The sequence below is a fragment of the Mesorhizobium sp. M7A.F.Ca.MR.245.00.0.0 genome, assembly GCF_003997415.1.
Classification (GTDB): Bacteria; Pseudomonadota; Alphaproteobacteria; order Rhizobiales; family Rhizobiaceae; genus Mesorhizobium.
Genome location: NZ_RZTE01000060.1, coordinates 8,594 through 29,559 on the forward strand (window position 1 = coordinate 8,594; position 20,966 = coordinate 29,559).

Annotated in this window: 23 protein-coding genes; 10 read left to right on the forward strand and 13 right to left on the reverse strand. The window is 63.8% G+C overall.

Annotated elements, in window-relative coordinates:
- The first annotated feature begins 220 nt into the window (after window positions 1–220).
- From EOB80_RS32175 to EOB80_RS32190, 4 genes are read left to right on the forward strand one after another with little or no spacing between them, the layout of a single operon-like run.
- Window positions 221–928 (forward strand): Tim44/TimA family putative adaptor protein, encoded by a 708-nt coding sequence (locus tag EOB80_RS32175; RefSeq protein ID WP_127268043.1) that lies wholly within the window; start codon window positions 221–223, stop codon window positions 926–928.
- A gap of 25 nt (window positions 929–953) precedes the next feature.
- Entirely contained in the window at window positions 954–2,078 is a 1,125-nt protein-coding gene (locus tag EOB80_RS32180) for a murein transglycosylase A (RefSeq protein WP_127331954.1), read from the forward strand.
- Window positions 2,075–2,605: a Smr/MutS family protein gene (locus EOB80_RS32185; protein ID WP_127268045.1), complete on the forward strand. Its 531-nt coding sequence runs from the start codon at window positions 2,075–2,077 to the stop codon at window positions 2,603–2,605. The genes EOB80_RS32180 and EOB80_RS32185 overlap by 4 nt, the downstream gene beginning before the upstream one ends.
- A 25-nt stretch (window positions 2,606–2,630) precedes the next feature.
- Window positions 2,631–2,999 (forward strand): helix-turn-helix transcriptional regulator, encoded by a 369-nt coding sequence (locus EOB80_RS32190; protein WP_127331956.1) that lies wholly within the window; start codon window positions 2,631–2,633, stop codon window positions 2,997–2,999.
- Between the two features lie 84 nt (window positions 3,000–3,083).
- Here the strand turns inward: EOB80_RS32190 and EOB80_RS32195 are convergent, their stop codons facing one another.
- The 5 genes from EOB80_RS32195 to EOB80_RS32220 form a co-directional block, all read right to left on the reverse strand.
- The gene (locus tag EOB80_RS32195) at window positions 3,084–3,320 is read right to left on the reverse strand and encodes a hypothetical protein (protein ID WP_127268047.1); all 237 of its coding nucleotides are present in this window, start codon (window positions 3,318–3,320) and stop codon (window positions 3,084–3,086) included.
- Window positions 3,321–3,502: 182 nt separating this feature from the next.
- The gene (locus EOB80_RS32200; RefSeq protein WP_127331958.1) at window positions 3,503–4,309 is read right to left on the reverse strand and encodes a glycosyltransferase family 25 protein; all 807 of its coding nucleotides are present in this window, start codon (window positions 4,307–4,309) and stop codon (window positions 3,503–3,505) included.
- A 178-nt stretch (window positions 4,310–4,487) separates the two neighbouring features.
- Window positions 4,488–5,105 (reverse strand): transglutaminase-like cysteine peptidase, encoded by a 618-nt coding sequence (locus EOB80_RS32205; RefSeq protein ID WP_027040328.1) that lies wholly within the window; start codon window positions 5,103–5,105, stop codon window positions 4,488–4,490.
- 233 nt (window positions 5,106–5,338) lie between these two features.
- Entirely contained in the window at window positions 5,339–6,616 is a 1,278-nt protein-coding gene (locus EOB80_RS32215; RefSeq protein ID WP_127331960.1) for a polyhydroxyalkanoate depolymerase, read from the reverse strand.
- Between the two features lie 233 nt (window positions 6,617–6,849).
- Complete coding sequence (locus EOB80_RS32220) at window positions 6,850–7,209, reverse strand: septal ring lytic transglycosylase RlpA family protein (RefSeq protein ID WP_127268049.1); 360 nt, start codon at window positions 7,207–7,209, stop codon at window positions 6,850–6,852.
- 309 nt (window positions 7,210–7,518) lie between these two features.
- On the opposite strand from EOB80_RS32220, the gene EOB80_RS34685 reads away from it, so the two are divergent.
- The gene (locus tag EOB80_RS34685) at window positions 7,519–7,695 is read left to right on the forward strand and encodes a hypothetical protein (protein WP_164762805.1); all 177 of its coding nucleotides are present in this window, start codon (window positions 7,519–7,521) and stop codon (window positions 7,693–7,695) included.
- A gap of 63 nt (window positions 7,696–7,758) precedes the next feature.
- On the opposite strand, the gene EOB80_RS32230 is transcribed toward EOB80_RS34685, so the two are convergent.
- From EOB80_RS32230 to EOB80_RS32245, 4 genes are all read right to left on the reverse strand, one after another.
- The gene (locus EOB80_RS32230; protein WP_127331962.1) at window positions 7,759–8,550 is read right to left on the reverse strand and encodes an ATP-binding cassette domain-containing protein; all 792 of its coding nucleotides are present in this window, start codon (window positions 8,548–8,550) and stop codon (window positions 7,759–7,761) included.
- Between the two features lie 10 nt (window positions 8,551–8,560).
- The gene (locus tag EOB80_RS32235; RefSeq protein WP_127331964.1) at window positions 8,561–9,337 is read right to left on the reverse strand and encodes an ABC transporter permease subunit; all 777 of its coding nucleotides are present in this window, start codon (window positions 9,335–9,337) and stop codon (window positions 8,561–8,563) included.
- Window positions 9,334–10,497 (reverse strand): FMNH2-dependent alkanesulfonate monooxygenase, encoded by a 1,164-nt coding sequence (gene ssuD, locus EOB80_RS32240; protein WP_164762807.1) that lies wholly within the window; start codon window positions 10,495–10,497, stop codon window positions 9,334–9,336. The genes EOB80_RS32235 and ssuD overlap by 4 nt, the downstream gene beginning before the upstream one ends.
- 91 nt (window positions 10,498–10,588) lie before the next feature.
- Window positions 10,589–11,542 carry a sulfonate ABC transporter substrate-binding protein gene (locus tag EOB80_RS32245; RefSeq protein ID WP_127331968.1) on the reverse strand — a complete coding sequence of 318 codons (954 nt, stop codon included), beginning with the start codon at window positions 11,540–11,542 and terminating at the stop codon, window positions 10,589–10,591.
- A gap of 283 nt (window positions 11,543–11,825) precedes the next feature.
- On the opposite strand from EOB80_RS32245, the gene EOB80_RS32250 reads away from it, so the two are divergent.
- The gene (locus EOB80_RS32250; protein WP_127331970.1) at window positions 11,826–12,113 is read left to right on the forward strand and encodes a GIY-YIG nuclease family protein; all 288 of its coding nucleotides are present in this window, start codon (window positions 11,826–11,828) and stop codon (window positions 12,111–12,113) included.
- A gap of 139 nt (window positions 12,114–12,252) precedes the next feature.
- Here the strand turns inward: EOB80_RS32250 and EOB80_RS32255 are convergent, their stop codons facing one another.
- The 4 genes from EOB80_RS32255 to tauA all read right to left on the reverse strand — a co-directional run bounded on the left by EOB80_RS32255 (window position 12,253) and on the right by tauA (window position 15,312).
- Complete coding sequence (locus EOB80_RS32255) at window positions 12,253–12,444, reverse strand: hypothetical protein (protein WP_164762806.1); 192 nt, start codon at window positions 12,442–12,444, stop codon at window positions 12,253–12,255.
- Between the two features lie 25 nt (window positions 12,445–12,469).
- Window positions 12,470–13,330, reverse strand: coding sequence for an ABC transporter permease subunit (locus EOB80_RS32260; RefSeq protein WP_127331972.1), 861 nt, complete (start codon window positions 13,328–13,330; stop codon window positions 12,470–12,472).
- Window positions 13,327–14,136: a taurine ABC transporter ATP-binding protein gene (locus tag EOB80_RS32265; RefSeq protein WP_245466495.1), complete on the reverse strand. Its 810-nt coding sequence runs from the start codon at window positions 14,134–14,136 to the stop codon at window positions 13,327–13,329. Before EOB80_RS32265 ends, EOB80_RS32260 begins: the two co-directional genes overlap by 4 nt.
- Window positions 14,137–14,298: 162 nt before the next feature.
- The gene (gene tauA / locus EOB80_RS32270) at window positions 14,299–15,312 is read right to left on the reverse strand and encodes a taurine ABC transporter substrate-binding protein (RefSeq protein WP_127331974.1); all 1,014 of its coding nucleotides are present in this window, start codon (window positions 15,310–15,312) and stop codon (window positions 14,299–14,301) included.
- A 692-nt stretch (window positions 15,313–16,004) separates the two neighbouring features.
- On the opposite strand from tauA, the gene EOB80_RS32275 reads away from it, so the two are divergent.
- The 4 genes from EOB80_RS32275 to EOB80_RS32290 all read left to right on the forward strand — a co-directional run bounded on the left by EOB80_RS32275 (window position 16,005) and on the right by EOB80_RS32290 (window position 20,913).
- A complete protein-coding gene (locus EOB80_RS32275) occupies window positions 16,005–16,535 on the forward strand; it encodes an Rrf2 family transcriptional regulator (RefSeq protein WP_127331976.1) in 531 nt (176 codons plus the stop codon).
- 31 nt (window positions 16,536–16,566) lie between these two features.
- Window positions 16,567–17,901, forward strand: a complete 1,335-nt coding sequence (locus EOB80_RS32280) for an FAD/NAD(P)-binding protein (RefSeq protein ID WP_127331988.1) — start codon at window positions 16,567–16,569, stop codon at window positions 17,899–17,901.
- A 412-nt stretch (window positions 17,902–18,313) separates the two neighbouring features.
- On the forward strand, window positions 18,314–19,735 hold the full coding sequence (locus EOB80_RS32285) for a pyridoxal-phosphate dependent enzyme (RefSeq protein ID WP_127331978.1): 1,422 nt from the start codon (window positions 18,314–18,316) through the stop codon (window positions 19,733–19,735).
- Complete coding sequence (locus EOB80_RS32290) at window positions 19,732–20,913, forward strand: PLP-dependent aspartate aminotransferase family protein (protein WP_127331980.1); 1,182 nt, start codon at window positions 19,732–19,734, stop codon at window positions 20,911–20,913. Before EOB80_RS32285 ends, EOB80_RS32290 begins: the two co-directional genes overlap by 4 nt.
- The last annotated feature ends 53 nt before the right edge of the window (window positions 20,914–20,966 follow it).

Below are 20,966 nucleotides of genomic sequence, written 5' to 3' on the forward strand. Positions count from 1 at the left end.
CAAGTCTTGCCAACCTTTTTCGATTGTTATGATCGTTTCGATTGTTTTGGCCGCCAGCGAGCAATCGCCGCTGGCACTGAGGCTGTTAGATAGGTATGCCTGCCTTTGATTTGAATGATTGCGCCTTGCGTTCTATATGCTTTGAATGTTGAACGCTATGCGACCGTGGCCATTGGGCCTGACGGTCCGGCCACAGGGCAGGGATTGATTGGCGGAAGATATGGGATTCTTCGACTTCGGCACGATTTTCTTCCTGATTGCGGCGGTGGTCATCTTTTTCCAGCTGCGCAATGTGCTGGGCCGCCGCACCGGCAGCGAACGGCCGCCCTTCGATCCCTATTCGGCGGCTCGCACCGGCGACAAGGATGCCGCCCAGAAATCCGAAAACGTCGTCTCGCTGCCGCGCAAGCGCGCGCCAGGCGAGCCGGCTCCCGACACCTATGCCGCGATCGACGCTTTCGCCAAGCCCGACACCGACCTCAACAAGGGCCTGCGCACGATCAAGGACAATGATCCGTCCTTCGAGCCGAAGGGTTTCGTCGACGGCGCCAAGATGGCTTACGAGATGATCGTCATGGCCTATGCCGACGGCGATCGCAAAACGCTGAAGAACCTGTTGTCGCGCGAGGTCTATGACGGTTTTGTCGCCGCCATCGGCGAGCGCGAGGCCAAGGCGGAAAAGATCCAGTCCTCCTTCGTCGGCATCGACAAGGCCGACATCGTCTCGGCCGAGATGAAGGGCGGCGAGGCGCATGTCACGCTGCGCATCATCAGTGAACTGATTTCCGCGACCCGCGACAAGGCAGGCGCGGTCATCGACGGCGACCCGGAAACCGTTGCCGAGGTCAAGGATGTCTGGACCTTCGCCCGCGACACGCGCTCGCGCGATCCGAACTGGAAGCTCGTCGCCACCGAGGAAGAAGACTAGTTCGGAAACACGCGGCGAGGCTCCGGTGTCGCTATCGCCTCTTTTTGTCGAGAAAGCCTTTGGCGACCTGCCCGGCTGGGACGATGACGACCATCTGGCGGCCTTCGCCGCCTTTCGCCGCTCGGCCTTCCATGTGCTGACCAAACCCTATCGCAGCGGTGCGCTCGGCGTCGACTTCCAAGCTTTTGCCGATACCTACGCGGAGGCGCGGTCCGTTTCGCCGGCGAATCGGTCGCCGGTTTTGGCCCGCGAGGAAGCCCGCGCCTTCTTCGAGCGCCATTTTTTCCCGGCGCTTATCCCTGCCGAAAATGCCGGCGCCGGGCTCGTCACCGGCTTCTATGAACCGCAAGTCGAGGCGTCACCGGTGCGCACGGACCGGTTTTCGCTGCCATTGCTGTCGCGCCCGGCCGATCTCGTCGATATCGACGACGCAAACCGGCCGCCCGGCCTGGACCCCTACCTCGCTTTCGCGCGCCAGACGCCGGCCGGGCCGGTCGAGTATCCCGACCGTGGCGGGATCGAGCGCGGCGCGCTGGATGGCAAGGGCCTGGAAATCGCCTGGCTGGCCGACAAGGTCGATGCCTTCTTCATTCACGTGCAAGGTGCCGCACGCCTCGCCATGACCGACGGCCGGCTTGTCCGCGTCACCTATGCCGCCAAATCCGGCCAGCGCTTCACCGGGCCCGGCAAGATCCTGAGCGAGATTGGCGAGATCCCGCTGGCGGAGGTGACGATGCAGTCGATCCGTGCCTGGTTCAAGGCGCATCCGGACCGCGTCGACGAGATCCTGCGTCAGAACCGCTCTTACATCTTCTTCCGCCCGGCCGATGTCGAGAACGAGGCCCTTGGGCCGATCGCCGCCGCCAAGGTGCCGCTGACGCCGGGCCGCTCGATCGCCGTCGACCGCCTGCTGCATACATTCGGCACGCCCTTTTACATCGACGCTCCGACGCTGACTGCTTTCGACGCAAAACCGTTCCGCCGCCTGATGATCGCGCAGGACACCGGCTCGGCCATCACCGGACCGGCGCGGGGCGACCTGTTCGCCGGTTCGGGCGATGCCGCGGGCGAGATCGCCGGCGTGGTCCGCAATGCCGCGGATTTTTATGCGCTGGTGCCGCGCGCGCTCGTTGCGGGTGCGGTCCGATGACCCGGCGCCCGGACAAGCTCAGCGAGGATGACCGGGTTCTGTGGAACCTGGTGGCGCGCACGGCCAAGCCGCTGAAGGGCAAATTCGCCGTCGACATCCCCGACATTGCCGCCGAGGCTAGGCCAAATCAGCCGCAGCCGGCGCTGGCCTCTGCCAACGCCGCAGGGACCGCAAAGCCGAAGGCTCAGCAAGTCACGCACCGCCTCGACGAGCCGACGCTGGACAAATTATCGAAAGGCCGGCTGCCGATCGAGGGCCGTGTCGACCTGCACGGCATGACCCAGGACGAGGCTTATTCGCTGCTGTTTTCGTTCCTGCACCGGGCGCATGCCGGCGGCGTCCGCTATGTCCTGGTCATCACCGGCAAGGGCTCGTCCTCCGGCGGCGATGGGGTGTTGCGTCGCGCCGTGCCGGCCTGGCTGTCGACGCCCGCCTTCCGGCCGCTGGTCTCCAGCCACGACCATGCCGCCCGCAACCATGGCGGTTCGGGTGCGCTCTATATCCGCCTGCGGCGGGCGCGCCTGTGAGGAGTTCTATCATGAGGGCGGGGACATGACCCCGTTCGGAGAGAAGCTGCGCACGCTACGAGGCGAACGCGGTGTCCGCCAGAAGGACATGGCGGCGGCGATCGGCGTCAGCGCCGCTTATCTGTCGGCGCTCGAACATGGCAGGCGCGGTGCCCCGACCTGGACGCTGATCCAGAAGATCATCGGCTATTTCAACATCATCTGGGACGACGCCGAGGAACTGGCGCGGCTGGCCGAAGCCTCGCACCCGCGTGTAAAAATCGACACGTCGGGTCTTTCCCCCGCTGCCACCGAGCTTGCCAATCTGCTGGCCGAAAACATCGAGAAACTCGACGAAGCCGAGCTTCGCCGCATCACCGCATCGATCCGCGCGGCGTTGAACCAGCGGCCGTAGCCGACGATCCGAGCGTGATGCAGGTTCGCCTGCCTCAGCAGGAAACTGCCCGCCAGCGGACCGCCAGCGGGCACAGTGGTGAGATCATTTCTTGCCGGCCGTGCCGCCATTTCCGCCCCGGCCGTGATCGCCATTGCCGCCATGGCCATTGTTTCCACCCCCCAGGCAGCCCGACGCCCCGGCATCACCGCAACAGCGGCCGGCCCAGAGGTCGTTGAGGTTGGTTTTGGAACAGCTGGTGGTCTGCTCGGCCATGGCGGATCCGGCCATGCTCGACACCGCGAGAGCGGCAAGAAGGGTGTTTCGCAGAAAAGCAGTCATCTGAAGTCTCCATGGTTGGTTTCGGTTCACGGCTGTGTGTCGCAGGCCGGAGCGAAATGGTTCACGGAGAAATATAACTTCCGTCGTCTACGAGCGAAGCGGGCGCGCAGACAGAAGTATCCAGATGGGCCGTCAGGCGTTTGGTTGGAGTTTGCCAGCGACCGGGCTGTACTCCCGGTATCTCATGGCTCTACCGGGCAGCCCTCATTGGCAAAGAGTATCACGGTTCGTCGATGGCGACGGAACTTGTGCGACATCCGACGAAAAGCCTGCAGGCTCTTCTGTACCAGCCATGACCTACTCCTCCCCGGAAAACGCGGTACACTATGGGTGGCGAGTGCAGGCGCATCGACCAAACTAGATCCCTTGGGATAAAAGACTTGGGTTTGAATACAGAGACCCGGGAACATCTGATAGGATTTCAGACTGTCAGCTATCCCACATTCGGGGTTGAACTTCACATGGTCGACGGCATCCGAAAATACCCGCGTGATCAATAGAAGGCGCTCGGCTGTCGACCTCGAGAGGATGTACCCACCGGACCCGAATGCGAAGCCGCGAAGAAGCCCCAATTTGAAGTCGCGAGGCAGCAGCTTGACCGCACGGTCAAGCCAGACCCCCCGTCCAGCAATCGCCTCGATTTTTACGATGTCCGCGCCTGCTGGAATCCATGTGGTGTCCCCGCCAAGAAACAGATCCGCATGCCTGGACATCAACATGTCGTCCTCGAAAACACAGCCGTAGGGGTCTGCTTCCGAGGCGATCCTTTCCCAACACCGGCGATGGCTCAAGAAGCAGCCTACCTCTTCCGGCGTCATTGTGGCCGCCCCGAAAACGGGCTTGTAAACATCAGCGATCTCAGTCGGGCTCAGCAGTCGTCCGTCCACCGCCGAGATTCGCTCGAAACTAAGCCCGACAGATGCAAACCGATCGGTCATCCGCATCAATCTGTCGGAACTGCGGTCCAGGTTGATCACATAGGATCTCATTGATTATTTCTCGTTTGCCAGGAGCACGCACCAGCTCATCGGCCATGAACATTTTGCGCCGGTTGTCGGTGAAGATAATATTGAGGAAGCGATCGAGCGTGGCCTAGGGTCGCCGCGACGGAGCTTCGCTTGACGAAGCGTTGGATGCCGCCCCTAGGGAAGCCGCCGTTTCTGGTGCCTACTGAACCGCGCCGACCAGAACCTGCTGGCCACCGCGGATCGAGACCCAGCGGCCGGTGTTGTCGATCGCCTGCCGCTTGAGGAAGCGGTAACCGGTCGCGTCCCATGGCTTGACCTTGTCGGTCAGATTGTCGAGCACATAGTCGCCCTCGTCGGTGCGCACCGTCAGCACGGCGTGACCCTCGCCGTCGGGCTTGCGCACGACGGTGATCAGAAGATCGGCAAGCGAGATGCTCATGCGCGAAAGCTGGCGCCGCTTTTCCAGCACATAGTCCTCGCAATCGCCGACGCCCTTGTCGGGATAGGCCCAGACCTCGTCCTTGCCGTAGATGTCCATGTCGCTCATCGGCTTGACGGCGGCATTGACCCTGGCGGTGACATTGAGAAGCTTGCGCATCAGGCCGTCGCTCATCGGAGCCGGCGCCAGATTGGTCGGGCGGATCGAGCACTCGCCCGGATGCAGCTTGCAGAAATCATAGTGGCCGATCGGCTGCGAGGTAAGCCCCCCGGTCGCCATCGCTCCACCCGCCAAGGCCGGTGCCACCCAGCCCGCCGTCACTGCCAGCCCGGCCGCCACATACACGCGCAGCCGTTGCGCCATCGATGAGGAAATCATTGTCCCCGCTCACCCTTTGTTATTAACGAAAGGTTAAGGGGGATTTACAGTCCGTGTCAATTACGACGACGGTCGGATTGTCGGCATGGTTACCCGAGGGGCTGGACAGCGGCACTTGTGCAACAGAATCGGCCAGCCAGCCGGCTTTTGCCGGTCAATCTCACGGTTTGTCGCCGTTAAGCTTGGTTCTATGCAGGTCATCGTCCAAAAATCCGCCTTTTGGGCGACTTGCATTATCTCTTGGCCGCGCGGACCAGCTTCGGTTTCACCGCGACACGCTCCTGGCGGCCATAGCTGGTGATGAAGTCGACGATGCGCGGCACGATTTCGGAACGGAAGCGCGAACCGTTGAACACGCCGTAATGGCCAACCGCCGGCTGCATGTAGTGGGCATGCCGCTCAGCCGGGATATTGGGGCACAGATCATGCGCCGCCTTGGTCTGGCCAAGGCCCGATATGTCATCGTTCTCGCCTTCGACCGTGAACAGCGCGACGTTGCGGATCGCCGACGGATCGATCCTGGTGCCGCGATGCGTCATCTCGCCCTTGGGCAAGGCCTGGCGCACGAAGACGGTGTCGACGGTCTGCAGATAAAACTCCGCCGTCAGGTCCATGACAGCCAGATACTCGTCGTAGAAATCGCGGTGCTTCTCGGCATTGTCGCCATCATGCTTCACCAGATGCATGAAGAAGTCCTTGTGGGCGATGATGTGGCGGTCGAGGTTCATGCTCATGAAGCCGGACAGCTGCAGGAAACCGGGATAGACCTCGCGGCCGAAGCCCGGCACCGGCCAGGGCGCATGCATCACGACATTGTCGCGGAACCAGTCGATGCCCTTTTCCTGCGCCAGCAGATTGACCGCGGTCGGATTGCTGCGGGTGTCGATCGGGCCGCCCATCAAGGTCATGGTCGAGGGCACGAAGGGGTCGCCCTTCGTTTCCATCAGCGCCACGGCGGCCAACACCGGCACGGAAGGCTGGCACACCGCCATCACATGCGTGTCCGGCCCCAGCGTGTGCAGCATGTCGATGACGTAATCGATGTAGTCGTCGAGATCGAACTGGCCATCGGCAAGCGGCACCATGCGGGCATCGACCCAGTCGGTGATGTGCACGTCGGCATAGGGCAGCATCGCTTCCACCGTGCCACGCAGCAGCGTCGCATAATGGCCCGACATCGGCGCCACGATCAGAAGCTTCGGATCGGGCTTGCGCCCGGCGGGCACGGCACGCTCGAAGCGGACGAGATTGCAGAACGGCTTCGACCAGACGGTCTTCTCGGCGACCTCGACGCTCTTCCAGTCGACCACGGTCTTGGTCAGGCCGAAGGCCGGCTTGCCGTAGCGGCGCGTGGTGCGCTCGAACAGTTCGGCCGTTGCTGCGATCGAACGGCCCCATTGCGTGTGGGAAAACGGATTGAGCGGATTGGAGTAGAACATCCGCACCGCGTCGGCATAGAGCCGCGCCGGCTGCAGGGCCGCGTGGTTCATCTCATAGAGCTGGTAGAACATCGAGAACCCCGCTGCTGCCTGCGACCGAAGGGACGACAAGCCGCGCCGAGCCCTAGATGTCTCGCGGGGAAGTTAACAACTAATTGCTGCGATGCAATACGTCACGCTGCGTGACCAATGCTTCTTTGGTTCAAGGCCATGGAAATCGGGGCCGAACGGCGCCAGCCGGCTCAGTGTGCGGCTGCGAAATGTGTAGGGAGTGTGTCCGGCCCTTTTGCCGGACACAGGAAGCTCTAGACACGCGCCATGCACACGGAAGTGTGGCCGGAGCCGATGAAGCCGAGCTGGCCGGCGGCACCCTTCGACAGGTCGAGCACGCGCCCCTTGATGAACGGACCGCGATCGTTGATGCGCACGACGACGCTGCGGCCGTTGTTCTTGTTGGTCACCTTGAGCTTGGTGCCGAAAGGCAAGGTGCGATGCGCGGCGGTCAGCGCCGACGGGTTCATGCGCTCGCCCGAGGCGGTCTTGGAGTGCAGGGCATACCACGAGGCGCGGCCGCACTGGGCGGCGGCGGTCGCCGAAGAAGCGCCGACCATCAGGCCAGCAGCGATCGTTACCGCGACAAGCGCGGTCTGTTTTGGGTTCTTCATATTTGGGGGATGGCTCCGTTTTTGACAGACCCCAGCCGTTAGGTGCCAAATAAGGCGCGAAATGCGGCAGTGATCTGGCGGTTCCGTGGCAATGGCACACGTTTGGAGTCGCTGGGTAACAGTCTGTCAGGGATTTTCCGGCACGCGATGGTCAATCAATGATGATCTTTGTGCTGCGGTCAGACGTCCGTTTGACAAGATCGAACATTAATATCCAAGTAGAGACCGGCATGGTCGGGCCACTTCCTTTGGCTCTTTTATCACGGCCCCGATGCTCCAACCAATCGACTTCGAAAGCGAGATCCGGCAATGAGGCTGACCAAAAATCTTCTGGCGTTGATTGCCCTTGCCATCGGCGCGCTGTGGTCGCTGCAAGGCGTCGGCGTTGTCGGCGGCAGCTTCATGACCGGCCAGTCGCAATGGCTGTATATCGGTGTCGTCACCATGCTGGTCGGGCTGGTGGGATTGGTGTGGGCCAATCGCTAGAGGGTGAGCTTCGAAGAAAGGTCGACCCCCACTCCGCCAATTGCGGCGCCGCCTCCGACAAACCTACCCGAACAGCCGATCCAGAATCTTGCCTTCCAGCCGCGCAAGCTCCACCGAACCGCGCCGGCGCGGCCGTTCCACGGGCACATCCAGATCAAGCGCGATCCGGCCTTCGCTGATCACCACGACCCGATCGGCCAGCGCAACCGCTTCGGCGACATCATGCGTGACCAGCACAGCCGTGAAATTCTGCGCGATCCAGATGCGTTCCAGAAGCTGCTGCATCTCGATGCGGGTCAGGGCGTCGAGTGCGCCGAGCGGCTCGTCGAGAGCCAGGATCTGTGGATGGCCGACCAGCGCGCGGGCCAGCGCCACGCGCTGCTTCTGGCCGCCCGACAGCACCGAAGGCCATTCGTCGGCCCGGTCGGCAAGCCCGACCTCGCCGAGAATGTCGAGCGCGCGTTGCCTTGCCTCCGCGCCGGAAGCAATCCCGGTCAGCCCGACCTCGACGTTTTTCACCACGCTGGCCCAGGGCAGGAGCCGTGGTTCCTGGAACATGAAGCGCGTGCGGCTGTGTCCTTCCTCTTCGACGCCGAATGTCAGCGATCCCGATGTCGGCCGGTCGAGCCCGGCCAGGAGCCGCAAAAGCGTGCTCTTGCCGCAGCCGCTCTTGCCGATGACGGCAAGGAACTGTCCGGCCGGCACGTCCAGGTCGATGCCGTCGAGCACGGTCTTGTCGCCGAAGCGCTTGCCGGCTTGCCTGAAGGCAAAGGCCCGCTGCCCTTCGACGGAGCCGATCGGCCGCACCGGCGTGGCGACGAAGGAACGAGCTGCGGTCAGGCTGGCGGCGGTCATGGGCAATCTCTCATCCGTTCTGGAAGGCCGGATGCCAGCCGAGCGACAGCCGCTCGAGCAGGCGGGCGAGGCTGTCGGCGAGCTTGCCGAGCAGCGCGTAGATCAGGATCGACAGCACGACGACGTCGATCAGCAGGAATTCGCGCGCCTGCATGGCCATGTAGCCGAGGCCGGAACTGGCCGAGATGGTTTCGGCGACGATCAGCGTCAGCCACATGATGCCCAGGGCATAGCGCAGGCCGACGAAGATCGCCGGCAGCGCACCGGGCAGGATGACGCGGAAGAACAGGGCGCGCCGGTCCATGCCGTAGACGCGGCCCATCTCGACCAGTTGCGGGTCGACGCTCTGGATGCCGAGCAGCGTGTTGACGTGGATCGGAAAGAACACGCCGAGCGCCACCAGGAACAGTTTGGCTTCCTCGTCGATGCCGAACCACAGGATGACCAGCGGGATCAGCGCCAGGTGCGGGATGTTGCGGATCATCTGCAGCGTCGTGTCGGTCAGGCCGCGGCTGAGCGTCGACAGCCCGTTGGCAAGGCCAAGCGCAAAGCCGATCGAGCCGCCGATGGCGAAGCCGGCAAGGGCGCGCGCGGTCGAAACGCCGATGTTGCGGACCAGTTCGCCCGACAGCGTCAGCCGCCAGAAGGCCTCGGCGACCGCACTTGGCGCCGGCAGCACGTTGGCGGGCATGACGCCCGCGCGGCTGGCAATCTCCCAGCCGGCAATAACCAGCGCCGGCAGCAGCCAGCCGATGGCATTGCTATGCAGGCGCGTGGCAAAGCTCATGACGAAGCCTGCAGGCGGTTGGCGCCATGGAAGCCGACCGAGAATTCGTTGGCGATGTTCTCATGCGCCCGCTGCCGCCTGGTGCCGAGCCCGAGTTTCGGGAACAGAAGCTCGGCGACGCGGTACGCTTCCTCGAGATGCGGATAGCCCGAGCCGATGATGGTATCGATGCCGATCGCCTGGTATTCGCGGATGCGCTCGGTGATCTGTTCCGGCGTGCCGACCAGCGCCGTGCCGGCGCCGCCGCGCACCAGCCCGACACCGGCCCACAGATTGGGCGAGACGACCAGCCTGTCACGGCGTCCGCCATGCAATTGCGCCATGCGGCGCTGGCCGACCGAATCCATCTGGTTGAGGAAGCGCGCCTGCGCATTTTCGATCTGGGCGTCGGTGACATGGCTGATCAGCCGGTCGGCGGCGCGCCAGGCTTCGTCCTCGGTCTCGCGAACGATGAAATGCAGCCTGATGCCGAAGCGCAGTTTTCTGCCGCGCAGTGCCGCTTTTGCGCGCGCCGCAGCCAGCTTCTCGGCAACCTGCGCCGGCGGCTCACCCCAGGTCAGATACATGTCGACGAGGTCGGCGGCGAGGTCCTGGCCCGCGTCCGACGACCCGCCGAAATAGAGCGGCGGCCGCTCCTGGTGCGGCAGAAGGTCGAGCCGGCCACTCTCGACGCGGTAATATTTGCCGTCGAAATTGACCCGCTCGCCGGACACCAGGCCGCGCCAGATGGTCAGGAACTCATGCGCCTGGGCATAGCGCTCGTCATGCGGCAGGAAGACGCCGTCGCCGGCGAGTTCGGTCGGGTTGCCGCCGACCACGACATTGAGCAGCAGGCGGCCATTGCTCAAGCGATCGAGGGCGGCGGTCTGGCGCGCGGCGAAAGTCGGCAGCGTGACACCCGGCCGCAGCGCAACGAGAAACTTCAGCTTTTCGGTCAGCGTCGCGAGACCTGTCGCGGTGATCCAGGAATTCTCGCAGTTCTGACCGGTGGGCAGCAGCACGCCGGGAAAGCCGAGCCGGTCGACCGCTTGCGCGATCTCCTTGAAGTAGCCGAATTCGGGCGGTCGCTGCTGTTCCTCGGAACCGAGATAAGAACCGTCGCCATGCGTCGGGATGAACCAGAAGAAATCGAGCGGTGCGGTGCTGGCAGGCGCGGTCATGTCTGGCACAGTCACGGGCGGATCTCCTGGAGATATGGGTGCAAACGCAAATGGCGCCGGGCGTACTCACCCGGCGCCGTCGGGGGACAAGTTAGTTGCCGGGTGCCGTCCACACCGCGTCGGAGATGCGGACCGCTTTCGGGATCAGCCCGAGCTTGTAGAAGCGGTCGGCGGTGGCCTGCTGGCCGGCGATGATCTCGTCGGTGATCGGAAAGATGCCGAACTTGGTGCGGTTGGCGGCGATGATCTGCGCGTCGAGCGGCACACCGGTCACCTCATGCAGCGCCGCGGCCACCTTGTCGCGGTTCTGGTCGGCCCATTTCGCCGCCTCGCCAAGCGCCGATATCGTCGTGGTGATGGTTTCGGGGTGCGCCCTGGCGAAATCCTTGTTGGCGAGGAAGTAGGTGTTAACCTTGAGCACCTCGCTGGAGCGGGCCAGCACACGCGGCTGGTAGCGGGTTTCGGCGATGGCGAAGAACGGATCCCAAACGCTCCAGGCATCGATCTGGTCGCTGGCGAAGGCTGCGGCTGCATCCGCTGGGCTGAGATAGACCGGCGTGATCTGGTCGAAGGCAAGGCCAGCCTTTTCCAGCGCCGCGACGAGCAGATTATGCGCGCTGGTGCCCTTGCCGACGCCGACGCGCTTGCCCTTGAGATCGGCGACCGACTGGATCGGCGATGCCGGCTTGACGAAGATCGCCTCGCCCTCGCCATTCGACGGCAGCGCGGCGGCATAGAGAATGTTGGCCCCCGCCGACTGGCCGAAGATCGGCGGTGCGTCGCCGGTCCAGCCGACATCGATGGCGCCGACATTGAGCGCCTCGACCAGCGGCGGCCCGGCGGTGAACTCGACCCATTTGACGGTGACGCCCTTGTCTTCAAGTGCCTTTTCGATCACCTGCTGCTGCCTGGCGATCACCGGCAGGCCGGTCTTCTGATAGCCGATGCTGAGCTGCTTCAGCTCCTGCGCTGTGGCGCCGGATGACACGGCAACCGTCGCCGCCAGCAGGCCGATGCCGAAAACACGTCTCGTCAGATTGAACATTGATCCCTCTCCTTCGCTGCGGATCGGCGTCGGAAATGGCCTCGCCGGTCGGAAGATGGATCAGGCTAGGTAGTTCTATAAATTTAGTAGAGGAATGATTTTGCGAGTTGGAGCGGGGGTGGGGAATTATCTTCTACGGTAACCCAGAATTCGTCATCCTAGGGCGGAGCAAGGAGCGAAGCGACGCGCGCAGACCCTAGGATCCATGCCGTGACATTGGCCTTAGAATGCAGCGGATCAGAATGGCGCTTGCGCGCCCACCAACGCGGGCTACCCTTCAACCATGACCGGCTACGTCTACATGACCGCGAGTCAGAAGCGCGGTACGATCTACATCGGCGTCACCAACGATCTCGGCCGCCGCATGCCGGAGCACATATCCGGTGAGGGCTCGCGCTTCACCAGCCGCTACGGCGTGCAACGCCTTGTCTGGTACGAGGAGTATTTCGATATCACTGATGCGATCCAACGTGAGAAGTCCTTGAAACGCTGGCCACGCCAATGGAAGATCGAGCTGATCGAGAAGGCCAACCCGGAATGGTTCGAGCTCTTTCGTGGAACCGGCTGGTAGGGGCTCGGTTTCTTTCGCTGCCGGAGCATGGCATCACCGTCGCGGCATGGATCCTAGGGTCTGCACTGCGTCGCTTCGCTCCTTGCTCCGCCCTAGGATGACGAAGACGCGGGGACGGCGCAAAGTCGCACCACCCCCTTCACTGCGACCAATACTGCCAGGCCCAGTAAAAACTCTCGTCGCGCGGCGGCAGGCGGTTGCGCTCGGCGTCCCAGCGGACCGGCGTTGGCGATTTCGGTTGCTGTTCTGGCGGCTGGCTTTCCCTGGTCCAGGCGAGAAGCCAGTTACCGGCTTGGGCGAACAGCACGGCGGTGGAATGGGTTATCGTCATTCTCTCCTGCTCTTCTGGTTTCCAATCATTCGCGTCCCGCCCACGGGACGAGCACGCGCTCGATCCTGCGGATGGTGAATTCGAGCACGAAGGCGATGGCCGCGATCACCAATATGCCCATCACCACCACGTCGGTGACGAGGAACTGGGCGGCCGACTGGATCATGAAGCCAAGCCCGCGTGTCGCCGCCACCAGTTCGGCCGCCACCAGCGTCGACCAGCCGGCGCCGAGCGCGATGCGCAGACCGGTCAGGATCGACGGCAACGCGCTGGGCAGAATGACGTGGCGGACCACTTGTCGCTGGGTAGCACCCAGCGAGCGCGCCGCGTTGATGCGCTCCTGCGAGACGCCGCGAACGCCGGACGCGGTCGACAGCGCCACCGGCGCCAGCATGGCGATGGCGATCACCAGGATCTTCGACGGCTCGCCGATGCCGAACCAGATGATGACCAGCGGCAGGTAGGCGAGCGGCGGGATTGGCCGCAGGAACTCCAGCAGCGGATCGAAGATGCCGCGCCCGATGGTGCTGATGCCGATGGCGAGCCCAACCGGCACGCCGATCAGGATGGCGGCGACCAGCGCGGCGAAAACCCGGCCCAGGCTGGCGACCGCATGCTGCAGCAGCGTCGCATCGACAAAGCCGTCACGGGCGACGGTGATGAACTTGTTCCACACCGCAACCGGCGAGGGCAGGAACACTGGCGACACCAGTTGCAGGCGGGCCGACAGCGCCCACAGCGCCAGCACCACCAGGATGGTCACCGCGCTGACCACGCGCGCCGAAACGCCTTTGCGTTTCGGGCCGGGCCGCGACCACGGCACCGACAGGCCATCGGCCTCGTCGATCTTGTGTCCCGGCCGCTCGGTGTAGGAGGTAACGGTCATGCCGCCTCTCCTTCGAAGATCGCGTCGGTCAATTCGCCACGCGCCACCGCAAAAGCCGGATCGGCCTTGATGGTGCGGATGGCTTCGCCCGATGCGTAGCGCCTGGAGAAGCCGGGTTCAAAAGTCCGCACCACGCGGCCCGGACCGGGCGCCAGCACGAGGATGCGGGTGGCCAGCACCAGCGCCTCCTCGATGCCATGCGTCACCATCAGCACGCCGACCTCGCTTGCCGTCCATAAATCGAGCAGCGTCGTCTGCATGCGTTCGCGCGTCAGCGCATCGAGCGCGCCGAGCGGTTCGTCGAGCAGCAGGAATTCCGGTTCGGCGGCGAGCGCCCGGGCCAGGCCGACACGCTGCCGCATGCCGCCGGAAAGCTCCCAGATGCGCTTGTGGCCGGCGTCGGTGAGCTTCACCAGCGCCAGCAACTCATCGGCGCGCTGGGCCTGCTCTGCGGGCCTGACGCCGCGCAGCCTGAGCGCGAAGGCGACGTTTTCGCGCGCCGTCAGCCATGGGAACAGCGCGTCGTTCTGGAACACCACCGCCCGGTCCGAACCAGGTGCTGTGATCGGCTTGCCGTTGATGGAGGCGCGCCCGCGTGCCGGCGCGACAAGGCCGGCGGCGACGTTGAGCAGCGAGGTCTTGCCGCAGCCGGACCGGCCCACCAGCACGACGAAGTCGCCCTTGGCGACATCGATCGACACCAGCTCGACGGCGGGCGCCGCCTGGCCGTCATAATGGATCGAGACCTGGTCCAGTACGAGATGGGGGTCCAGTACGAGATGGGGGTCGAGCATGAGATGCGGCATGGATGCCTCGCAATTTCGTTGAAATCCGACGGCCCCGGCGCTCGTCAGCGGTTCCGGGGCAGTCAGCACGCGGCGTCAGGGAAGAAGCGCGCGGGCCGGGTTCAGAGCAATTCCAGGAAAAGTGTGAAGCGGTTTTCCTTCCGGAATTGCGTTAAGCGAGTACTAGTTCGAGGCAAGCGCCTGGGTGACGTATTTCGACGACACGTATTTCGAATAGTCCGGCAGCACGGCGTCGATCTTGCCTTGCTCCTTGAGGAAGGCGGATGTCGCTTCCACCGCCTTGACCGTGCCGCCGCCGAGGAATTTGTCGGAGGCCTGCTCTTCGAGCGTCGGGAAGACATAGCCCTTGAGCAGCTGCGGCACTTCTTCCAGCTTGGCGCCGGTGAGCTTGGCGATCGCGGCCGCCTGCGGCGACGACACCGACCAGGCGTCGGGTTTGGCGAGGAACTCGGCATAGGACGCGCCCGTCACCTTGACGAAGTCGCGCACCGCTTCCGGGTTCTTTTCGGCGAAGTCGGTGCGCACGATCCAGGCGTCGAAGGTTGGCGCGCCCCAGGCGGCGACCTGCGAGGAATCCACCACCACCTTGCCCGTCGTCTTGATCTGGCCGAGCGCCGGATCCCAGACATAAGCGGCGTCGATGTCGCCGCGCGAAAAGGCGGCGGCGATTTCCGGAGGCCTGAGATTGAGGATCTCGACCGACTTCGGATCCACGCCCTCATGCTTCAGCGCGGCGAGCAGGCTGTAGTGCGTCGTAGAGACGAAGGGCACCGCGACCTTCTTGCCGGCGAGGTCGGCGACTTTCTCGATGCCGGCGCCGTTGCGCGCCACCAGCGCCTCGGATTCGCCGATCAGGCCGACGATGAAGATGGTCTGGATCGGCAACTCGCGGCTCGCCGCCGCCGCCAGCGGGCTCGAGCCGACATAGCCGATATCGACCGAACCGGAAGCGACCGCGGCGATGACATCGGCGCCGGAATCGAATTTGCGCCAGTCGATTACTGCCTTCGTCTCCTTTTCATAGGCGCCGTCGGCCTGCGGCACTTTCGAAGGCTCGACCACCGTTTGATAGCCGATGGTGATTTTGAGGTCGTCGGCATGGGCCGGGCCGAGGAAGGCCGCGCCGGCAAGTGCCGCCGACGAGAGGAGAACAATGCGTCGCGAAATGGTGGACATGGAGGGCTCCTGAAAAGAGAAAAATCGGAATGCCCCATGATAGTCCGCTAATTCTATTCGGTTTGTAGAGTTAAATCCTTCCAACCGAGGCGGGCTTGTTAGAAAAAAGCTGTCGGTGACGGAGCACCCGAGCGCATATGGCGGCTGCAACCGCCATCATCGCCCCGATGACAAATCGCATACGAACAAGAATGGCGCTCCGCGAGCCTCCCGGCTTCGTCATCCTATGGTCTGCGCGACGGAGCTTCGCTCCTGCTCCGCCCGTGAATGACGAAGTTAGGTACGCTTCGGTACTCAACTCTGTGCCGTTCACACGAATGATAGGTTCTTACCCAGGCCAATATCAGGCAAATCCATACCTCAAACAGCGGCCGATTTAGAAAACCTATCCCGCGTGTTCGAGGGTAAGTATAGTAATCTTATCGACATTGAGACTGGAGGCGACGATGAGCAGTCACCATATCGCGACGATCGCGCCCTCAAAGTCGTGCGCTTTTGTGTCCCTGTGGGCACAAAGGCTGGCCAAAGTGGCCGGCGCGGCTTGAAAACGAAGCAAAATCAGCAGTTCTCGGCTTGTACATCATGTCACTAGAATTTATGTGTCATGCGGGCTCGGACGCGGCGGCAACGCCCGCCAGGCGTTTTGCAACCGATGGTTCCATGCCGTCGCATGCCAGAGAAATTTTGATCTCATGCTCACCAAAAAAGGTAAGTACGGCCTCAAGGCGCTTGTCCACCTCGCGCGCTTGCCGGCCGGACAGCTCGCCTTCGTCAACGACGTCGCCACCGGCAACAACATCCCGAAGAAGTTTCTCGACGCCATCCTGGGCGAGTTGCGCAATGCCGGCTTCGTCCAGAGCCGCAAGGGCAAGGATGGCGGCTATCGCTTGGCGCGCCCCGCCGATGAGATCAAGGTCGGCCATGTCGTGCGCGTCCTCGACGGTCCGCTGGCGCCGATCCCCTGCGCCAGCCGCACCCAGTACCAGCGCTGTGAAGATTGCAACGAGGCGACATGCCAAGTCCGACATCTGATGCTCGAGGTCCGGCAGGCGATCGCCGAGGTGCTCGATCAGCGCAGCCTCGCCGAAATGCGCGATATCTCTCTCGACGACCTGTCGGTCGCGAGGGACATCGACGACCTATCGGTCGCCAAGGGCATCGACGACCTGCCGGTTGCGAGGGGCATCGGCGATCTGCCGGTCGCGGTGAAGGTCCAGGCCTGACGCTGGCGTTGCGCAGAGCGAAGGCATGCCTATGACCGGGCGCGCCAACTCCATCATCATTGTCGGCGGCGGCGCCAGCGGCGTCGTGCTGGCCGCGCATCTCCTGAAGTCGCCCAATCCCGACCTGCGTGTCACGCTGATTGAAAGGCGCCCGCATTTCGGCCAGGGCATCGCCTATTCGACGCTGCTGTCGGCGCATGTCTTGAATGTCAGTGCCGCCGGCATGAGCGCCTATGCCGACGATCCCGGCAATTTCTGGCGCTGGCTGCAGGAGCGCGGCCTGGCAACGGCCGAGCAGGCACCCTTCTATGCGCCGCGCAGCATCTATGCCCGTTACCTCGGCGAGTTGCTCGACGAGCTGCAGGCGCGCGAAAAGCAGACCGGGCGGCTTCGGTTGATCCGCGAGGAAAGCCTCTCGATCACGCCCACCGCATCCGGTGTCGAAGTGGCGCTGGCCAACGGCACCAGCGTCGTTGCGCATCTCGCCGTGCTGGCAACCGGCCACGACGAGGAGCCGGCGCAAGGCCATGCCATCAGGATGGGATCGGAAGCCGACACAGCACTTCCCCCTGACGCCGGCGTCATGGTGCTGGGCACCGGCCTGAGCATGGTCGATGCCTTCCTGGCGCTGGAACAGCGCGGCCATCGCGGCGACATCATAGCTGTGTCGCGGCGCGGCCTGTTGCCCTCGCCGCATCGCAAGGGCAATCCGATCAAGCTCGACGTCGCCGACATTCCGCTCGGCACCCAGCTCTCCTATTTCGTCGGCTGGTTCCGCGACCTGATCAAGGAAAACCAGAAGGCCGGCATCGACTGGCGCGACGTCGTCGACGGCCTGCGGCCGTTCAACCAGAAGATCTGGCAGAACTGGCCGGCTTCCGCCAAGCGCCGCTTCGTCGAGCACACCAAGGCCTGGTGGGACATCCACCGCCATCGCATGGCGCCCGAGGTCTACGCCCGTGTCACCGAAGCCGTGCAATCCGGCCGCATCCGCCTGGTCGCCGGCCGCGTCGTCGACATCGCGCGCAACGGCGAATTCACCGTCCAGGTCCAGTCGCGCCACACGCAGCGCCTCGAGACCTTCGAGGTCGCCCGCATCTACGATTGCTCTGGTATCGTCAGGGACATCTCGACCTCGTCGAACAGCGTCGTGCGCTCGCTGGTCGACCGCGGCCTGGCACGGCCGGATCCGCTGCGCATCGGCCTCGATGTATCGGCCAAATGCGAGATCATCGCCGGCGACGGAACCGTCTCTGCCAAGATCCTCGCCGTCGGCCCGCTGACGCGCGGCACCTTCTTCGAGATCGACGCCATTCCCGATATCCGCGTGCAGTGTGCGAGGCTGAGCAAGCAGCTGCTGGGGTGAGAGGCTCCGCGCAAACCCCAACGCCGTCGTCATCCTAGGGCGGAGCAGGAGCGAAGCGACGTCGCGGAGACCCTAGGATCCATGCCGCGACCGCGAGCTTTGCGGCGGTGCAAACCTGTCGATGCAGCCGGATGCTTCCAAATTAATTCTGCACCGCTGCATTCTTCGACCAATGTCACGGCATGGATCCTAGGGTCTACACTCCGCTTCGCGTCGCTTCGCCCTAGGATGACGAACGCGCGGAGGGTTCGCCTGACTTCGAAGCGACTCTCGCCAACGCAAACCCGGAATTTCATTCCGCATCTGGCCGGTTGATTGGCACGATCTATCTTCTTTCCGACTGCAAAGGGCTGGAAAAGAGGATACGCTGCCGCCCTGCCCAGAGGCGGTCGCTTGGTCATGGAGCATCGATATGAGCGAGCACGAGATCGCCGCAGCCGACGAATTGTCCCGCCTGCGTCCGCCCTACAAATCCGTCCTCGACCTGATCGGCCAGACGCCGGTGGTCGAGCTGACCAAATTCGACACCGGCAAGTGCCGGCTGTTCATCAAGCTCGAAAGCCAGAATCCCGGCGGCTCGATCAAGGACCGCATCGCGCTGTCGATGATCGCCGCGGCTGAAAAGCAGGGCAAGCTCAGGCGCGGCGGCACCATCGTCGAGGCGACCGCCGGCAATACCGGCCTCGGCCTCGCTCAGGTCGGCATCCCCAAGGGTTACCGCATCGTGCTGGTCGTGCCAGACAAGATGTCGCGCGAAAAGATCCAGCATCTGCGCGCGCTCGGCGCCGAGGTGCGCATGACGCGCTCCGATGTCGGCAAGGGCCATGCCGAATATTACCAGGACATGGCCGAGAAGATCGCTGCAGAAACGCCCGGCGCCTTCTATGCCAACCAGTTCGCCAACCCGGCCAATCCGCTGGCGCATGAAACCACCACCGGCCCGGAGATCTTTTCGCAGCTCGACGGTGACGTCGATGCGGTGGTCGTCGGCGTCGGCTCCGGCGGTACGCTGACCGGGCTTGGCCGCTACTTCGCCAAAGTGTCGCCGAAGACCGAAATGGTGCTGGCCGATCCGGTCGGCTCGGTGCTGGCGCCGCTGATCAAGACCGGCAAGATGGAAGAGGCCGGCAGCTGGACCGTCGAAGGCATCGGCGAGGATTTCGTGCCGCCCAACGCCGATCTGTCGCTGGTCAAGAAGGCCTATTCGATCCCCGACAAGCAGAGCATGCTGGCGGTGCGCGACCTCTTGTCGAAGGAAGGTATCCTCGCCGGCTCATCCTCGGGCACGCTTTTGTCCTCCGCGCTGCGCTATTGCCGCGAGCAGACGGTGCCCAAACGCGTCGTCACTTTCGTCTGCGACAGCGGCAACAAATATCTGTCGAAAGTGTTCGACGATTTCTGGCTGGCCGAGCAAGGTCTTGCCGAGCACGAACAGCATGGCGATCTGCGCGACCTGGTGATGCGCTCGCACCGCACCGGCGACACCGTCTATGTCGGCCCGGACGAAAGCCTGCTCAACGCTTATGGCCGCATGCGCCGTTCCGATGTCTCGCAGCTGCCGGTGCTCGACAATGGCAAGCTCGTCGGCATCGTCGACGAAAGCGACATCCTGGCCAAGGTCGACGGCCCCTATGACGGACGTTGGGAGCGCTTCAACGGCCCGGTCCGCACGGCCATGACCTCCAATCTGCACACGCTGCAGGCCAGCCAGACGCTGGATGCGCTGCTGCCGGTCTTCGACCGCAACGAGGTAGCCATCATCTTCGACGGCGACGAGTTCGTCGGGCTGATTACCCGCATCGACCTGATCAACCATCTGAGGCGCGCACGATGACCGCTGAAACACCACCACCGGGCAAGAACCGTCTGGCTTTCTCGACGCGCACCATCCATGGCGGCCAGAGCCACGACCCGCTGACCGGCGCGGTGATGGTGCCGATCTACGCCACCTCGACCTTTGCCCAGCAATCGCCCGGCGTGCACAAGGGCTTTGAATATGCCCGCAGCCAGAACCCGACGCGCTTTGCCTTCGAGCGCGCCGTGGCTGATCTCGAAAGCGGCTCGGCCGCCTTTGCCTTCGCGTCCGGCCTGGCGGCGATCGCCACCGTGCTGGAACTGCTCGATTCCGGCGCCCACATCGTCGCCACCGACGACATCTATGGCGGCTCGTTCCGGCTGATGGAGCGGGTGCGCAAACGCTCGGCCAATCTGCAGGTCTCGTTCGTCGACTTCACCGACCTCGCCGTCGTGGAAGCGGCGATCCGGCCCGAGACGAAAATGCTCTGGGTCGAAACGCCGACCAACCCGCTGCTGCGCATCGTCGACCTCGAAGGCGTCGCCGCACTTGCCAGGCGCAAGGGGATTCTCACGGTTGCCGACAACACCTTCTGCAGCCCCTATATCCAGCGGCCGCTGGAGCTCGGCATCGACATCGTGGTGCATTCGACGACGAAATATCTCAACGGCCATTCCGATATGGTCGGCGGCGTCGCCGTCGTCGGCGACAACAAGGATCTCGCCGCCCAGCTGAAATTCCTGCAGAACGCCATCGGTGCCATCTCGGGCCCGTTCGACAGCTTTCTGGCGCTGCGCGGGCTGAAGACGCTGGCGCTGCGCATGGAGCGTCATTCCGCCAACGGGCTGAAGATCGCGCAGTGGCTGGAAGCGCGCCGCGACGTGCGCCGCGTCATCTATCCCGGCCTCGCCAGCCACCCGCAGCACGCCGTCGCCGTCCAGCAGATGCACGCCTTCGGCGGCATGATCACAGCCGTGCTCGACCGCGACCTCGCCGGCACCAAAAAGTTCCTCGAACGCACGCAATTGTTCACGCTGGCCGAAAGCCTCGGCGGCGTGGAGAGCCTGATCGAGCATCCGGCACTGATGACGCATGGCTCCATTCCGGCCGAGAAACGGGCCGAGATCGGTATATCGGATTCGCTGGTAAGATTGTCGGCGGGGATCGAGGATGGAGATGATCTGATCGCGGATTTGGAGCAGGCGCTGGGGGGATAGACCCTCAAATCGCCAAAATCGGCGCCGCCCCTCATTGCCCTGCCGGGCATTTC

What these genes read in the sequence shown, in the direction of transcription:
- EOB80_RS32175 (WP_127268043.1), top strand. Translation starts at nt 221, where the DNA reads ATGGGATTCTTCGACTTCGGCACGATTTTCTTCCTGATTGCGGCGGTG.
- EOB80_RS32185 (WP_127268045.1), top strand. Translation starts at nt 2,075, where the DNA reads ATGACCCGGCGCCCGGACAAGCTCAGCGAGGATGACCGGGTTCTGTGG.
- EOB80_RS32190 (WP_127331956.1), top strand. Translation starts at nt 2,631, where the DNA reads ATGACCCCGTTCGGAGAGAAGCTGCGCACGCTACGAGGCGAACGCGGT.
- EOB80_RS32195 (WP_127268047.1), bottom strand. Translation starts at nt 3,320, where the DNA reads ATGACTGCTTTTCTGCGAAACACCCTTCTTGCCGCTCTCGCGGTGTCG.
- EOB80_RS32200 (WP_127331958.1), bottom strand. Translation starts at nt 4,309, where the DNA reads ATGAGATCCTATGTGATCAACCTGGACCGCAGTTCCGACAGATTGATG.
- EOB80_RS32205 (WP_027040328.1), bottom strand. Translation starts at nt 5,105, where the DNA reads ATGATTTCCTCATCGATGGCGCAACGGCTGCGCGTGTATGTGGCGGCC.
- EOB80_RS32215 (WP_127331960.1), bottom strand. Translation starts at nt 6,616, where the DNA reads ATGTTCTACCAGCTCTATGAGATGAACCACGCGGCCCTGCAGCCGGCG.
- EOB80_RS32220 (WP_127268049.1), bottom strand. Translation starts at nt 7,209, where the DNA reads ATGAAGAACCCAAAACAGACCGCGCTTGTCGCGGTAACGATCGCTGCT.
- EOB80_RS34685 (WP_164762805.1), top strand. Translation starts at nt 7,519, where the DNA reads ATGAGGCTGACCAAAAATCTTCTGGCGTTGATTGCCCTTGCCATCGGC.
- EOB80_RS32230 (WP_127331962.1), bottom strand. Translation starts at nt 8,550, where the DNA reads ATGACCGCCGCCAGCCTGACCGCAGCTCGTTCCTTCGTCGCCACGCCG.
- EOB80_RS32235 (WP_127331964.1), bottom strand. Translation starts at nt 9,337, where the DNA reads ATGAGCTTTGCCACGCGCCTGCATAGCAATGCCATCGGCTGGCTGCTG.
- ssuD (WP_164762807.1), bottom strand. Translation starts at nt 10,497, where the DNA reads ATGACCGCGCCTGCCAGCACCGCACCGCTCGATTTCTTCTGGTTCATC.
- EOB80_RS32245 (WP_127331968.1), bottom strand. Translation starts at nt 11,542, where the DNA reads ATGTTCAATCTGACGAGACGTGTTTTCGGCATCGGCCTGCTGGCGGCG.
- EOB80_RS32250 (WP_127331970.1), top strand. Translation starts at nt 11,826, where the DNA reads ATGACCGGCTACGTCTACATGACCGCGAGTCAGAAGCGCGGTACGATC.
- EOB80_RS32255 (WP_164762806.1), bottom strand. Translation starts at nt 12,444, where the DNA reads ATGACGATAACCCATTCCACCGCCGTGCTGTTCGCCCAAGCCGGTAAC.
- EOB80_RS32260 (WP_127331972.1), bottom strand. Translation starts at nt 13,330, where the DNA reads ATGACCGTTACCTCCTACACCGAGCGGCCGGGACACAAGATCGACGAG.
- EOB80_RS32265 (WP_245466495.1), bottom strand. Translation starts at nt 14,136, where the DNA reads ATGCCGCATCTCATGCTCGACCCCCATCTCGTACTGGACCCCCATCTC.
- tauA (WP_127331974.1), bottom strand. Translation starts at nt 15,312, where the DNA reads ATGTCCACCATTTCGCGACGCATTGTTCTCCTCTCGTCGGCGGCACTT.
- EOB80_RS32275 (WP_127331976.1), top strand. Translation starts at nt 16,005, where the DNA reads ATGCTCACCAAAAAAGGTAAGTACGGCCTCAAGGCGCTTGTCCACCTC.
- EOB80_RS32280 (WP_127331988.1), top strand. Translation starts at nt 16,567, where the DNA reads ATGACCGGGCGCGCCAACTCCATCATCATTGTCGGCGGCGGCGCCAGC.
- EOB80_RS32285 (WP_127331978.1), top strand. Translation starts at nt 18,314, where the DNA reads ATGAGCGAGCACGAGATCGCCGCAGCCGACGAATTGTCCCGCCTGCGT.
- EOB80_RS32290 (WP_127331980.1), top strand. Translation starts at nt 19,732, where the DNA reads ATGACCGCTGAAACACCACCACCGGGCAAGAACCGTCTGGCTTTCTCG.